This is a genomic window from Micromonospora haikouensis (genome assembly GCF_000876225.1).
Classification (GTDB): Bacteria; Actinomycetota; Actinomycetes; order Mycobacteriales; family Micromonosporaceae; genus Micromonospora; species Micromonospora haikouensis.
Genome location: NZ_JXSX01000003.1, coordinates 626,887 through 640,926 on the forward strand (window position 1 = coordinate 626,887; position 14,040 = coordinate 640,926).

The following is a 14,040-nucleotide window of genomic DNA, read 5'->3' on the forward strand; positions in this document are numbered from 1 at the left end:
GCCGCCCGGCAAGATCGTGCTCGATCATGGATCGAGTGGCCTCGTTCCCGGCCGGAGCCCACTCGATCCACGATCGAGTGCTGACGCCGACCAGAAGAGAAGCTGACGAGAAGCGACGCCGACCAGAGGCGGCGCTGTTCGGAGGCGGCGATGGCCGGCCAGCGTCCGAGCGCGCCAATGCCCGCTCGGTCCAGGGTCCGCCCGGCCGGCCCAGCGTCCGGGCGGGCGGTCCAGGGTCCGACCGACCGGCTTAGCGCCCGGGCGGGCGGTCCAGGGTCCGAGCGGGGCGGGAGTCGGCCCCGTTGGTCCGTCGCCGGCCGGTTTGGCGGTGCGGGTGCCGATCCGGTTGACTGTTGCGGTGCTGATGGTGGGACTGACCGGCGGGATCGGCTCCGGCAAGAGCGCCGTCGCGGCGAGGCTGGCCGCGCTCGGCGCGGTGGTGATCGACTCCGACCGGATCGCCCGCGAGGTGGTCGCCCCGGGCAGCGAGGGGCTCAGGGAGATCGTTGCCGCCTTCGGCGACCGCGTCGTCGGCCCCGACGGGGCCCTGGACCGGGCCGCGTTGGGTGGGCTGGTCTTCGCCGACCAGGCGGCCCGCCGCCGGCTGGAGGCGATCACCCACCCCCGGGTCCGCGCGCGGACCGCCGAGCTGGCCGCCGCGGCGGCACCCGACGCCGTCGTGGTCAACGACGTGCCGCTCCTGGTCGAGGTCGGGCTCGCACCGACGTACCACCTGGTGGCCGTGGTGCAGACGGAGGTCGCCGTCCGGTTGGGCCGGTTGGCACGGGACCGGGGGATGAGCCGGGCGGAGGCCGAGCGGCGGATCGCCGCGCAGGCCGACGACGCCCGCCGGGATGCGGTCGCGGACGTGGTGCTGCACAACGACGGCACCCTCGACGAGCTGCACGCCGAGGTGGACGGGCTGTGGCGGGACCGGCTGCTGCCCTACGAGGAGAACGTCCGGCTCCGCCGGGTGGCCGAACCCGACGAGACCGCCCTGACCGGCCCCGATCCGACCTGGCCCCAGCAGTATGCCCGGCTGGCCGCCCGGCTGCGGCACGTGCTCGCCCCGGCCGATCCGCGGCTCGACCACGTCGGCTCGACGGCCGTCGCCGGCATCGCCGCCCGGGACGTCATCGACATCCAGGTGACCGTGCCGAGCCTCGCGGAGGCGGACGGCGTCCTCGCCGAGCGCCTCGCCGCGGCCGGCTTCCCGCGCATGCCCGGCCAGTGGTGGGACAGCCCCCGCCCGGCGGGCAGCGACCGGTGGGAGAAGCGGCTGCACGGCAGCGCCGACCCCGGCCGCCCGGTGCGCCTGCACCTGCGGCCGGAGGGCTCGCCCGGCTGGCGGTACGCGCTGCTGATGCGCGACCACCTGCGCGCCGACCCTGACCGGCGGGCCGCGTACCTGACGCTCAAGGGTGACCTGGCGGCCAGCGCGCCGGACGGCGGCTCCCCCAACACCACGGCCCGGGATCCGTGGTTCGACGAGGAGCACCACCGCGCCGAGGAGTGGGCCGCCCGCACCGGCTGGCGGCCCTGAGCCGGCTGCCGGCGTCGCCGCTCCGCCCGGCCTGGCCGGTCCGGCGGCGTCAGCGCGGGGCGCGCGGTTTCGCCGACGGCGTGGCCACCGGCGGCAGCGCCGGCACCGGGCCCGGCGCCAGGTCGAGCTGGGCGTACGTGCCGAGCCTGGTGCGCAGCTCCAGCCGGCGCAGCAGCCCGGACCGGTCGATCCAGCAGCGCAGCGTGCCGCGCTCCGCGTCCACCTCGATCACGTCGACCGCCCGGTCGGCGAGGCGGTCCCCGCGGATCCGGGTCGCCGGGCGGGCGGTCGGCTCCGTCGCCGCGCCGACGCGCAGCGCGGCGGCCAGCAGCAGGTCGACGTCGTCCGCGTCGGGTGGGCGGTGGTGCCAGGCGTACCCGGTGCGCGGCGGTGGCAGCGGCGGCGGGGCGGCCGGGTCGCCGGTCGCCGGGGCCGACCAGACCCCGGCGGCGTCGTAGCGGCGTAGCGTCCGGCCGGGCCACGCGCCGGTGCCGCCGACCGACAGGTACGCCGCCTGCGCCGTCCAGCTGAGCCAGCCGGTGCCGGCCACGGCCCGGCCCGGGGCGACGGGCGCGGTGAGCGTGGCGGCGGCACCGCCCTGGGCCCGCATCCGGGTCGCCAACCGGGCCAGCCGGTCCTCCTCGGGGCCGGTGAGCGCCCGGGGCAGCCCCGCGCGGCCACCGAGCGCGGCCACCGGCCACAGCACCGGCCGGTTGGCCCGCTGCAACTCCAGCGTCACCGGTGCGCCGTCCCGCAGGCGTCCCTCCAGCCGGTGCAGCCGGGCGTCCCGGTCGACCCACCAGCGGGCGGCCCCGTCGAGCAGCGGCCCGGCTGGCGGGACCGCGGTCGGCAGGCTGATCGTGGGCGCGGACCAGGTGCCGGCCGGCGCCGCCGTGCCCGGGGCCGACGCGCTCGCCCCCGACCTGGCCGGCCTCGGCGCCGCCGGCGCACCCGGTGCCGCCCCCTCCGGCGTCGACCTGCGCGGCCCCGGTTCGCGCGGCGTCGACCCGGGCGGCCCGGCGGGATCTTCCGGGCCTGCCGCGGCGGGCCGGCCGGTCGGGGTGCTCCGGCTCGCCGTGCCGCCGGGGCGGGCCCCGCCGCTCGGCCCCGCAGGGGCCGGAAGCGCTCTGCCGACGGCGTCGCCGGGCAGGCGGGACCGGAACACGTCCACCGGCAGCCCGCCGGCCTCGGCCGGGGCCAGCCACCGGGCGTCGTCGGCCGGGAAGTGCCCGGCCCGCTCGGGTCGGGGCGCGGCGAGCGCGAAGAGCAGGGCGACCGCGGGACGCAGGGACCGGGCGGCGGCCGCGTCGCCCACCCGCCAGCCGTCGGTCGGCGGCACCAGCGGCGGATACGCAGGGGCGGGCACCGCGGTCGGGTCGGGCCGGGTCAGCAGCAGCTCGGGGGTCGCCTGGAGGAGCCCCCGGTCCGGGCCGGCGCCGGGCCCGCCCACGTCCAGGTAGGCCAGCGGGCGGGACCAGTCGACCCAGCCCACGACGTCGGTGCGGGCGCCGGCCTCGCCGAGGGTCAGGCGCACGCCGGCGCGTACGTCCCGGTGGTTGGTGACCCGCACGGCCGCGAGGCGCTCCGCCTCCGCCGGCGTCAGCGGCCGGGACGGCTCCGGTGCCGCCGGCACCCAGGTGAGCAGTCCGACGACCAGGCCCGCCGCCGCAGCGGCGGCGACCACGCCCAGCGCGACCACGGCGGCGCGCCGGCGCCCGCCCCCGCTGCCGCCTCCGTCCCGGCCCGCGCCGCCGCGTCCGCCGCCCGGCCGGGCGCGGTGCGCTGCGGGCCCCCGGTCGCCGCGCCGACCACGGGCGGGGGCGACCACGAGGGGGAGCGTCGCCGTGGGCCGGGCCGGGCCCTCGGCAAGCGGGTGCGTCGGCCGGATCGGCCGGGCGGGGCGGGGTGTCGGCCCGGGGGAGTTCTCCACGCGAGGATGAACGTGTGGCGTGCGGGACAGGTGACGCGCGCCTCGGGCGGCTGGGGGCGCTCGCGGCGGCCGGTCTGCGCCTGTGCGCGACCACGTCGGGTGCGCACGCCGGTGATGTCCGGGTGCTGCGACCCCTGTGCCGGGGGCGTGTCGACCGTCGAGGGCCGAGCCGCCGGCCCGGACGGCCGCCGCGAGCGGCCTACGGCCATACCCTAGCGCGGTGAAATCCGCCACACAATGCGAATATCGAAGCCGATCACGGACCGACGGTAGTCGTCCCGCCTTGTCGGACCCCGGGCGTACGGTGGGGTCATGGCGCTCGACATTCCCCGGCTCGACGGCCGTTTCCAGGTCGTCAGCGAGTTCCAGCCGGCCGGCGACCAGCCGGCCGCCATCGACGACCTGGAGCGCCGGGTGCGGCGCGGCGACCGCAACACCGTGCTGCTCGGCGCGACCGGCACGGGCAAGAGCGCCACCACGGCCTGGCTCGTCGAGCGGTTGCAGCGGCCCACCCTGGTGCTGGCGCCCAACAAGACGCTCTGCGCGCAGCTGGCGAAGGAGTTCGGCGAGCTGCTGCCGCACAACGCGGTGGAATACTTCGTCTCCTACTACGACTACTACCAGCCCGAGGCCTACATCCCGCAGACCGACACCTACATCGAAAAGGACTCCTCGATCAACGAGGAGGTCGAGCGGCTGCGGCACTCGGCGACCATGTCGCTGCTGACCCGCCGGGACGTGGTGGTGGTGGCCACCGTCTCGGCGATCTACGGTCTGGGCACCCCGGAGGAATACCTCGACCGCGCCGTCCGGGTCGCCGTCGGGCAGGAGCTCGACCGCGACCAGTTGCTGCGCCGCCTCGTCGACATCCAGTACACCCGCAACGACATGGCGTTCCAGCGGGGCACGTTCCGGGTCCGCGGCGACACGCTGGAGATCATCCCGGCGTACGAGGAGCTCGCCGTGCGGGTGGAGCTGTTCGGCGACGAGGTGGAGAAGCTCTACTACCTCAACCCGCTCACCGGCGACGTGGTCCGCGAGGTCGACAGCCTGATGATCTTCCCGGCCACCCACTACGCCGCCGGGCCGGAGCGGATGGAGCGGGCCACCCGCGACATCGAGGCGGAGCTGGCCGAGCGCCTCGCCGAGCTGGAGCGGCAGGGCAAGCTGCTGGAGGCCCAGCGGCTGCGGATGCGCACCACCTACGACCTGGAGATGATGCGGCAGGTCGGGTTCTGCTCCGGCATCGAGAACTACTCGATGCACATCGACGGCCGGCTGCCCGGCAGCCCGCCGCACTGCCTGCTCGACTACTTCCCCGACGACTTCCTCACCGTCATCGACGAGTCGCACGTGACGATCCCGCAAATCGGCGGCATGTACGAGGGCGACGCCTCCCGCAAGCGGATGCTCATCGACCACGGCTTCCGGCTGCCCAGCGCCGCCGACAACCGGCCGCTGCGGTTCGACGAGTTCCTGGAGCGGGTGGGCCAGCTGGTCTTCCTCTCCGCCACCCCCGGCTCCTGGGAGCTGGAGCAGGCCCAGGGCGAGTTCGTCGAGCAGGTGATCCGCCCCACGGGCCTGATCGACCCCGAGGTGGTGGTGAAGCCCACCAAGGGGCAGATCGACGACCTGATGCACGAGATCAAGCTGCGCACCGAGCGCGACGAGCGGGTCCTGGTCACCACGCTGACCAAGAAGATGGCCGAGGACCTCTCCGACTACCTGCTCGAGAACGGCATCCGGGTGCGGTATCTGCACTCCGAGGTCGACACGCTGCGCCGGGTCGAGCTGCTGCGCGAGCTGCGCAAGGGCGAGTACGACGTGCTGGTGGGCATCAACCTGCTCCGCGAGGGTCTGGACCTGCCCGAGGTGTCCCTCGTGGCGATCCTGGACGCCGACAAGGAGGGCTTCCTGCGCAGCGGCCGGTCGCTGATCCAGACCATCGGCCGGGCGGCCCGCAACGTCTCCGGTCAGGTGCACATGTATGCCGACAAGATCACCCCGTCGATGGCGGAGGCGATCGACGAGACCAACCGGCGCCGGGCCAAGCAGGTGGCCCACAACGAGGCGCACGGGATCAGCCCCGAGCCGCTGCGCAAGAAGATCCACGACATTCTCGACGACATCTACCGGGAGGCGGAGGACACCGAGAGTTCCCGGGTCGGTGGCGCGGCGCGGCAGCTGTCGCGGGGCAAGGCACCGGTCAAGGAGACCCGCAGCCGCAGCCGGGCCGGCGCGGCCGGTCCGTCGCGGGAGGGGATGGCGCGGGCCGATCTGGCCCAGCTCATCCAGGAGCTCAACGACCAGATGCTGGCCGCCGCGCGGGAGTTGCAGTTCGAGCTGGCCGCCCGGATCCGCGACGAGGTCGCCGACCTCAAGAAGGAGTTGCGGGGGATGGACGCGGCCGGCGTGAAGTGACCGTCGGGCCCTTCCGGGGCCTCGGATTCCGTTGCCGTAAGCAAGCGAGGTATTGCAGCGAGTGATCGATCTGCGTACTCTCCGTCCTGGGGAGGCGGGGATGCCGTTGCCAACGAGTCCGGTGATTCGACGGGCGCGACTCGGAGCCGAGTTGCGCCAGCTGCGCAGGCGGGAGGAGCTGACGCTGGAGCAGGTCTGTGACCGGCTGGGTTGGGCGTCCACCTCCAAGCTGTCCCGCATCGAGCTGGGGCAGAGCCGGCCGGATCTCGCCGACGTGCTCGACCTGCTGGACGTCTACCGGGTCGCGCCGGACGAGCGTGACGCGCTGATCGTCATCGCCCGGGACGCGGCGACGGGCCGCGGCTGGTGGAAGACGCTCGGCGGGATGGGGGAGCGGCAACGCGCATACGCCGAGCTGGAGGCCGGGGCCGCCACCGTGGTGGAATACCAGCCCGCCGTGGTGCCCGGGCTGTTGCAGACCCCGGCGTACGCGCGGCTGCGGCTCGGGGTCGCCCGGCTGCTGCATCCCGACGTGGACGTGGAGGCCGACGTGCGGGCCCGGCTGGTCCGGCAGGAGGTGCTGCACCGGGCGGAGCCACCCCGCTACACGGCGCTGCTGGAGCTTGCGGCCTGTGATCCGGGCGGCGTGCCCGACGGCATCTGGCGTGAGCAGCTGCGCCACCTGGTCACCCTGGCGGGCCGGCCGAACGTGACGATCCGGGTGGTCCCGCCCGGCGTGACGGCCGGCGGCGCGCACCCGCTGACCCCGTTCACCCGATACTCGTTCCCCGACCCGGCCGACCCGCGCACGGTGATGCTGGAAGCCCTGACCACCGACGTGCGGCTCGTCTCCCCGTCGGACCTCGGCTGGTACGACGCGGTGATCGACCGGCTGCTCGACGCCGCGCTCCCGGCGACGGAGACGGCGGCGTTGCTGGCCCGGCTCGCCGACGACCCGTCGTTGCCGGCTGCGGCCGACCTCGGCGGTCAGCCGTCGGTGGGGGCCCGGCCGGAGGGTGCCGTGTTGCCCCGTCCCCGCCTGCCGCAGGACTGACCTCGCCCCCGGGGCCGACCCGCCGCACCGCGCCGGCCGGTGCCCGCACCGGCGGCGGGCGGGGTCACCGGTACCGGTTGAAGCCGCCCTCGGAGTCGATGACCTGACCGGTGATCCACCGGGCGTCGGCGGAGCACAGGAAGCGGACGAGCCGGGCGGCGTCCTCGGGGGTCCCCCAGCGGCCGCCGGGGAAGAGCCGCGCCACGAGGGCATGGGCGCCGGGCTCGGCGTACCCGGTGTCGGTGGGGCCGGGGTTGACGCAGTTGACCGTGATGCCCTTCGGCATGAGCAGCGGGCTGAGCTGGACGGTCAGGTTCTCCAGGGCCGCCTTGCTCGCCGCGTACGCGAGCTCGGTGGGCATCGGGCCCAGCCGCTGCCCGCTGGAGAAGAGCACCAGCCGGCCGCCGTCGGTGTCGCTACCGGCGGCGAACCCGGCGGCGAACGCCTCCGCCAGCAGCAGGGTGGCCCGGACGTTGACCAGCAGGTGCCGGTCGATCTCGGTGGCGTCGAGGCCGCCCAGCGGGGTCTGCGTCGAGTACGTGTGCGCCGCCACCACCGTGTCGAGGCGGCCGAACCGGTGGACGGCCTCGCCGACGAGGGCGGCCGGTGCGGACGGGTCGAGCAGGTCGGCCCGGACGTGGGCCGCGCGGTCGCCCAGCTCGGCGAGCAGCGCCGGCACGCCCTCGGGGTCGCCGCCGTAGGGCTGCGTGTCGTCGTAGTCGGGCAGGCCGGTCAACAGCAGCCGGTGGCCTGCCGAGGCCAGGGCGCGGGCGACCGCGGCTCCGATGCCGGCGCGCCGGCTGACGCCGGTCACGAGAGCGATGCGTTCCGTCATGGCTGACAAGCCAAGCCCGCAGAGGTGAGGACCGCCAGCGATTATCGCCGCGCGGCCACCGGGCCCGGCAACCCCGAGCCCGCCGGGACCGGTGGCCGCGCGCGCGAGCGCACCATAGCCGGGGGGTACGACACTCTCGGCACGACGGGGCGGGGACCGGCCGGGGCCGGGGCGTCGACCGAGGCGGCGACGCCGGCTCGGACGTGCCGGTTCAGGGGCGCCGGCTCAGGCCGGGACGTCGACGAAGTGCTCGACCAGCGGCGGGCCGGCGAAGTGCGGGCCGATCAGCGCCCGCCACTGCTGGAACCGCTCGGTCTCGCGGAAGTTCTCCTCGTGGGCGGCGACGGAATCCCACTCGACCAGCAGCACGAACCGCGTCGGCGACTCGACGCCCCGGGTCATCCGCACGGAGCGGCAGCCGGGCGTGCCGGCCAGGATCTCGTGCCCCCGCGCGTACGCGGCGGCGAAGTCGTCCTCGTGTCCGGGCGTCACGTCGATGAGCGCAACCTCAAGCACCATGCCCAGAGCCTCGCACGGTGCCGGCTGAGGCCGGGCCGCCGGGGTGGCCGTGTCCACCGCCGGCGTGGAGATCAGCGCCGGCACGACGCGGGATGGTCTCCTAGGAAGCCGGACGCGCGGAGAGATCCGTCACTGGAAGCCCGCTGAGAGCCCCCCGGGTGAAAGCAGGAGATGCGCTCCGGCCTCGCGATGGTGAACAATGGGTCGCGAAGGAGGGGAGTATTCCCCCGCGACGGAGTCGTCAGCACGGTCGACCGCCCCCGGCGGCGCGACCCGGCTCCGTAGGTTGTCGGCCCGCCCGCGGGTCGGCGACGGAAGAGACCTCCGACAGCCACCAGTGTCCGCGTCGCCACACCCACCCGCCCCGGCGGGCGTACGGTGTGCCCGACGCCGTGTGTCTGCCGGAGGATGGGATTGAACGTGTCCGGATTGGTGTGGGCGGGGACCCTCGTCGCACTGACAGCGGTTCTCGTCGTCGACCTGCTGATCATCGGCCGACGACCACACGAGCCGAGCGTCCGCGAGTCGAGCCTGTGGGTCGGCTTCTACGTCGGGCTGGCCCTGCTCTTCGGCGCCGGGTTGTGGGTCTTCTCCGGCCCCGGGGTGGCCGGTGAGTTCTACACCGGCTGGCTCACCGAGTACAGCCTCTCGGTGGACAACCTGTTCGTCTTCGTGATCATCATGGCCCGCTTCGGGGTGCCCCGGCAGTACCAGCAGAAGGTGCTGCTCATCGGCATCGTGCTGGCGCTGCTCATGCGCGGCGGGTTCATCGCCGCCGGTGCGGCCCTGATCACCCAGTTCTCCTGGGTCTTCTACATCTTCGGCGCGTTCCTCATCTACACGGCGGTCAACCTGGCCCGCCAGGGCGAGCCGGACGAGGACGAGTTCAGCGAGAACCTGCTGATCCGGTGGAGCCGCAAGGCGCTGCCGATCTCCAGGGACTACGACGGCGCGAAGATGACCACGCACGAGGCCGGCCGCCGGCTGTTCACCCCGATGCTGATCGTCATGATCGCCATCGGCACCACCGACCTGATCTTCGCGCTGGACTCGATCCCGGCGATCTTCGGTATCACCCAGGAGCCGTACCTGGTCTTCACTGCGAACGTCTTCGCGCTGATGGGCCTGCGCCAGCTCTACTTCCTGCTCGGCGGGCTGCTGGACCGGCTGATCTACCTCAGCTACGGCCTGGCGGTGGTGCTCGGCTTCATCGGCGTCAAGCTGGTGCTGGAGGCACTGGCCGACAACAACCTGCCGTTCGTCAACGGCGGCGACCCGGTGGCCTGGGCCCCGCACATCCCGATCTGGCTGTCCCTGACGGTCATCCTCGGCACCCTCTCGGTGGCGACCGTGGCCAGCCTGATCAAGTCGGCCCGGGACCGACGGCGAGAGCTGGCGTCGGCGCGCGGCTGATCCGACCACGGCAACGGGGGCGCTTCCGGCACCGGGAGCGCCCCTTCGGCGTGGTCGGGCGGCTCAGACCCGGTGCGCGCCGACCAGGGTGGCGGTCCGGTCGGCCGGCATCGCCTCCTCCAGGACCCGACGGTGCCGGTAGCAGGCGTGCAGGATGCGCCGGTCGGCGTCGCCGTCCGGGGCGGCGCTGACGAAGCCGATGTGGTGGATCTGTCGGCCCGGCCGGGCGAAGAAGTAGAGGTCGCCGACGCGTTCCGTGCCCAGGGGCAGCGGGGTGGTCGCGCCGGCCTGGTCGGCGGCGTCGCGGGGCAGCACCACGCCGAACCGCCGCCAGGCCAGGTGCACCAGGCCGGAGCAGTCGATCCCGTACGCCGACACCCCGCCCCACACGTAGGCCACGTCGCGCAGCCGGGCGGCGACGGTCAGCACGTCCGCCGGGGACGGGGGTGCGGTGGGCGGCGGCACGAGGTGCGCGTCGGGCAGCCAGAGCGGCCGGTCCTGGCCGGGGGCGTGCACCGGCCGCCAGCCGTCCACCGGGGGGCCGGCCAGGGTCAGTCGGGTGCCGAGGATGACCCCGGCGACGACCGGCTCGCCGGCCGGGGCGGCGTGCAGGGCGGTGACGGTCGCGTCGACGACCCAGGAGCCGACCGGGGCCCCCTGGTTGTCGGCCGGGGCGGGCGCGGCGTGGGCCGGCCGCGGGGTGAGCTGGGCTGCCGGGAGCCAGCCGGGGTAGCCGCGCGGGTCGAGCCGGGCCGCCGGTTGCTCGACGGCCACGACGTGCGCCCAGCCGTCCGGGCGCAGGGCGGTGACCAGCACCCGCTCGCCGAGCAGCAGCTGACTCAACACGCACTCGCCGACCTGCTGGTCGGCGTCCATGCCGGAGATCCAGGCGGCGACGTCGGCGGGCGCGTCGAGGGCGGGACGGTCGACGGGGCGTACCGCCTCGGGGCGGGACCAGAGGGTCGCGACCGCGACCCGGACGACGGCCTCGCGGCCCGGTTGCAGCTTCACGTCCACCCCCCAGTTCGCGGCGTCCCTGTCGCGACCCTATGAAAGAAAGCGCCACCTATCAACCAGTCGGTTGAATCTTTGCTTCAGACACGGAGTCGATGCCGAGGCCGGGCGCGTCCGGCAGCACGACGGTCGCCCCGTCGTACCGGATGCCGCCCCGCACCGGCGACCAGGCCAGCCACCAAGCGGCGTCGAGGTCGGAGACGGCGCTGGTCCCGTGGGCGGCGACCAGGCTGGCCGCGGCGCCGAGCCCGACCTGGCTCTCCATCATCGAGCCGACGACCGTGCCGACGCCGTGCTCGGCGGCGAGGTCCAGCAGCGTGCGGGCGGCGTGCAGGCCGCCGCACTTGGCCAGCTTGACGTTGACCATGTCGGCGGCCCGGCGGCGGATCACCTCGACCAGGTCACGCACGCCGAACACCGACTCGTCGGCGAGGACCGGCACGCCCACCCGGTCGCTGACCCAGGCCAGCCCGTCGAGGTCCCAGCGGGACACCGGCTGCTCCACCAGCTCGACGCCGAGGCCGGCGTCCTCGATGCCGCGGATCACCCGGACCGCCTCGCGGGGGGTCCAGCCCTGGTTGGCGTCGAGCCGGATGCGCACGTCGGGGCCGACGGCCGCCCGGACCGCCCGGACCCGTTCCAGGTCGCCGGCCGCGTCGGTGCCGACCTTCAGCTTGAGCACGGAGAACCCCTCGCCGCGCCGCTGCCGTGCGGCGGCGGCCAGGTCGGTGGCGTCGCCCGCGGCGAGGGTGACGTCCGTGGGCACGCGTAGGGCCGCGCCGCCGAGCAACCGCACCAGGGGTACGCCGAGCCGGCGCGCGGCCAGGTCGTGCAGGGCGGTGTCCACCGCCGCCTTGGCGGCCTCGTTGCCGGCCACCGCCCGGCGCACCTCGGCGCACCGGGCCACGAGGTCGTCGGCGTCCCGGCCGACCAGCCCCGGTGCCAGCATCTCCCGCACGCACGCCTCGGCCCCGGCCAGCGACGCCCCGGTCACCTGCCACACCTGCGGGGCCTCGCCGAAGCCGGAGCGCCCGTCGTCGTCGACGAGTTCCACGATCAGCGTGTCGGTGGTGGTGGTGCGGCGCAGCGCGGTGACGAACGGGGTGTGCAGGGGCGCGGAAAGCCGATGGGTGCGTACCGCGGTGATCGTCATGTGCGGCACCCTATAGGTGACCCGGCGACGACAGGGGAGGCCGAATGGGCGGGCGGGACTGGGAGCTGGTGGGGGCGCCGAACGCGCGCGACCTCGGTGGCATGGTGGGGCTCGACGGCCGCCGGGTGCGGGCCGGCCGGCTGGTCCGGACCCCGGCGCTGGGCCGGTTGACCGACGAGGACCTGCCGGTGCTGGGCAAGATCGCCCCGGCCTGCGTGGTGGACCTGCGCGACGATTCGGAGATCGCGGCGGCGCCGCCGAACCGGTTGCCCGGCGAGCCCCGGGTGGTGCGCCTGCCGGTGTACGACCCGGCGCACCCGGTCTTCACGGCCGTGTCGGAGGTGCTGCTCGGGCACGACCTGCGCGCGGAGACGGCGCTGGCCCTGCAGGGCAGCCCGGCGGCGATGGCGGAGATCTACCGCTGGTTCGTCACGGGCGAGGCGGCCCGCGCGGGCTTCGGCGGGGCGGCCCGGCTGGCCGCCGACGCGGGCAACCTGCCGCTGCTGTTCCACTGCTCGGCCGGCAAGGACCGCACGGGCTGGCTGTCGGTCGTGCTGCTCACCGCGCTGGGGGTGGACGAGGCGGCGATCCGGGCGGACTACCTGCGGACCAACGCGCAGACGGAGAGCCTCAAGGAGGTCGTCCTGGCCGCGATGCGGGCCCGGCAGCCGGATCTGGCGGAGGCGGCGATCCGGCCGCTGATGGAGGTGCGCGAGGAATACCTGGACGCCGCGTACGCGGAGGTCCGGCGGGTGCACGGCTCGTTCGACGCGTACCTGCGCGACGGGCTGGGGCTGACGCGGGCGCACCTGGCGGCGCTGCGGGACAACCTGCTGGACTGAGCCCCGTCGCTGCGGGGTGCCCGGCCGGCCGCTGTTGCCCGGCCCGCCGTTCGCTGGTTACGTGCGGTGACGACTGCGGGAGGCGAGACCGATTGCGGCCAATCTTTACTCTGCGTCAGGTCCCTGCGACCCGAACAGACCTTATGCGCTCCCTTTGCTCTGCACCCATCGACGCAACACATCGTTGAGCTGGGGAAAGCCTGGCGTGGAGGCGGCGGGCGGGAGCGGCGGTCCGATGCGCTGCGTGACTGCTGCGTCCGTGGGTGCAGAGCAAAGGGCGTGCGGCAGGTCGTCTCGACGTGCCGCGGCATTTCCCAGAGTTACCTGCCGACGCCGTGCCCGGCCCTCGGCTCGGTGCCGCGCCCGGCCACCGGCCCGGCTCGGCACCGGGCCGAGCCGAGGCCCTCAGGCCGCTGCGGCCGGGCGCAGGTCGTGGCGGGCCGCCCAGACCCGGGCGGAGATGTCGGCGAGGAGCCGGCAGGCGTCCCCGTCCGCCGCGCCGCCGCCGGCCGGGTCGCCGGTGGTGCAGACGACCAGCACGTACGGCGGGGCGTCGGCCGGGTGGACCACGCCGGCGCCGTGGCGCACGCCGCGTACCCAGCCGTTCTTGTGGGCGATGCGGACGCCGTCGGGCAGGCCGGCGGCGAGGTCCTCGCGGAACTCCTGCGCGAACAGGACGTCGAGCATGGCGGCGCAGCCGGCGGGGGAGGCGAGGGGGCCGGGGCGGGTCGCGCCGGCGGTCAGCCCGCCGAGCAGGGCGGCCAGGTCGGCCGCGGTGACCAGGTTGGTGATGCCGGCCTCGCGGGCGGCGAAGTCCTCGATGCCGCGCCCGGTGACGCTGTGCCGGGCGCCGGCGGCCGCCCACGCGTCGGCGACGGCGGGCAGACCGACGTGGCGCAGACAGAGGTTGGTGGCCAGGTTGCTGGAGCGCACGATCATCCGCTCGGCCAGCCAACGCAGGGGCGCGTGGCCGCCCTCCCGCTCCCAGACGGCCTCGTCGTTGTCGTAGTGCCGGGCGCAGGCGAACCGGGGGGCGTCGGGCAGGGCGGAGTCGAACTCGTTGCGCACGTCGACGGGGGCGTCGAGGTCGAGCGTGCCGGCCTCGGCGGCCCGGTGCAGGGCCAGCAGCACGGCGACCTTCATGGTGCTGGCCGCGTAGTGGGTGGCGTCGGGGTGCCGGGTCCAGCTCGCCGGGGCGTCGACCCGGCCCGCGTACGCCGAGACGGTGCCCGGCAGTGCGTCCAGGCGGGCGTCGAGCTCGTCCCAGATCATGCGGGTGACGGTAGCCGATCCGGCCCCCGGTCGTCCGGGGGCCG

At 75.1% G+C, this 14,040-nt stretch carries 11 protein-coding genes; 5 read left to right on the top strand and 6 right to left on the bottom strand.

Translation table 11 applies throughout. The features are described 5' to 3' along the window. Positions 1–358: 358 nt before the first annotated feature. A complete protein-coding gene (coaE, locus tag TK50_RS24425) occupies positions 359–1,543 on the top strand; it encodes a dephospho-CoA kinase (RefSeq protein WP_043967457.1) in 1,185 nt (394 codons plus the stop codon). A 49-nt stretch (positions 1,544–1,592) separates the two neighbouring features. On the opposite strand, the gene TK50_RS24430 is transcribed toward coaE, so the two are convergent. Further along, entirely contained in the window at positions 1,593–3,371 is a 1,779-nt protein-coding gene (locus TK50_RS24430; RefSeq protein ID WP_144420378.1) for a hypothetical protein, read from the bottom strand. A gap of 414 nt (positions 3,372–3,785) precedes the next feature. Here TK50_RS24430 and uvrB point away from each other — a divergent pair, with 414 nt between their 5' ends. Continuing rightward, positions 3,786–5,894, top strand: coding sequence for an excinuclease ABC subunit UvrB (uvrB, locus tag TK50_RS24435; RefSeq protein ID WP_043967459.1), 2,109 nt, complete (start codon positions 3,786–3,788; stop codon positions 5,892–5,894). A 100-nt stretch (positions 5,895–5,994) separates the two neighbouring features. Beyond that, complete coding sequence (locus TK50_RS24440; RefSeq protein WP_082106547.1) at positions 5,995–6,948, top strand: helix-turn-helix domain-containing protein; 954 nt, start codon at positions 5,995–5,997, stop codon at positions 6,946–6,948. Between the two features lie 64 nt (positions 6,949–7,012). Here TK50_RS24440 and TK50_RS24445 read toward each other — a convergent pair whose 3' ends face one another. Both TK50_RS24445 and TK50_RS24450 read right to left on the bottom strand, forming a co-directional pair. After that, the gene (locus TK50_RS24445; RefSeq protein WP_043967461.1) at positions 7,013–7,783 is read right to left on the bottom strand and encodes an SDR family oxidoreductase; all 771 of its coding nucleotides are present in this window, start codon (positions 7,781–7,783) and stop codon (positions 7,013–7,015) included. Between the two features lie 225 nt (positions 7,784–8,008). Next, positions 8,009–8,302, bottom strand: coding sequence for an antibiotic biosynthesis monooxygenase family protein (locus TK50_RS24450; RefSeq protein ID WP_043969328.1), 294 nt, complete (start codon positions 8,300–8,302; stop codon positions 8,009–8,011). Positions 8,303–8,716: 414 nt separating this feature from the next. Here TK50_RS24450 and TK50_RS24455 point away from each other — a divergent pair, with 414 nt between their 5' ends. After that, the gene (locus TK50_RS24455) at positions 8,717–9,715 is read left to right on the top strand and encodes a TerC family protein (protein ID WP_043967463.1); all 999 of its coding nucleotides are present in this window, start codon (positions 8,717–8,719) and stop codon (positions 9,713–9,715) included. A gap of 63 nt (positions 9,716–9,778) precedes the next feature. Here TK50_RS24455 and TK50_RS24460 read toward each other — a convergent pair whose 3' ends face one another. Continuing rightward, the gene (locus tag TK50_RS24460) at positions 9,779–10,726 is read right to left on the bottom strand and encodes a C40 family peptidase (RefSeq protein ID WP_043969329.1); all 948 of its coding nucleotides are present in this window, start codon (positions 10,724–10,726) and stop codon (positions 9,779–9,781) included. A 58-nt stretch (positions 10,727–10,784) separates the two neighbouring features. Next, the gene (locus TK50_RS24465; RefSeq protein WP_043967465.1) at positions 10,785–11,882 is read right to left on the bottom strand and encodes a mandelate racemase/muconate lactonizing enzyme family protein; all 1,098 of its coding nucleotides are present in this window, start codon (positions 11,880–11,882) and stop codon (positions 10,785–10,787) included. A gap of 44 nt (positions 11,883–11,926) precedes the next feature. Between TK50_RS24465 and TK50_RS24470 the strand changes: the two genes are divergently transcribed. Next, on the top strand, positions 11,927–12,724 hold the full coding sequence (locus tag TK50_RS24470) for a tyrosine-protein phosphatase (RefSeq protein WP_043967467.1): 798 nt from the start codon (positions 11,927–11,929) through the stop codon (positions 12,722–12,724). 405 nt (positions 12,725–13,129) lie between these two features. Here TK50_RS24470 and TK50_RS24475 read toward each other — a convergent pair whose 3' ends face one another. Continuing rightward, complete coding sequence (locus TK50_RS24475) at positions 13,130–13,996, bottom strand: serine hydrolase (RefSeq protein WP_043967469.1); 867 nt, start codon at positions 13,994–13,996, stop codon at positions 13,130–13,132. Between the last annotated feature and the right edge of the window lie 44 nt (positions 13,997–14,040).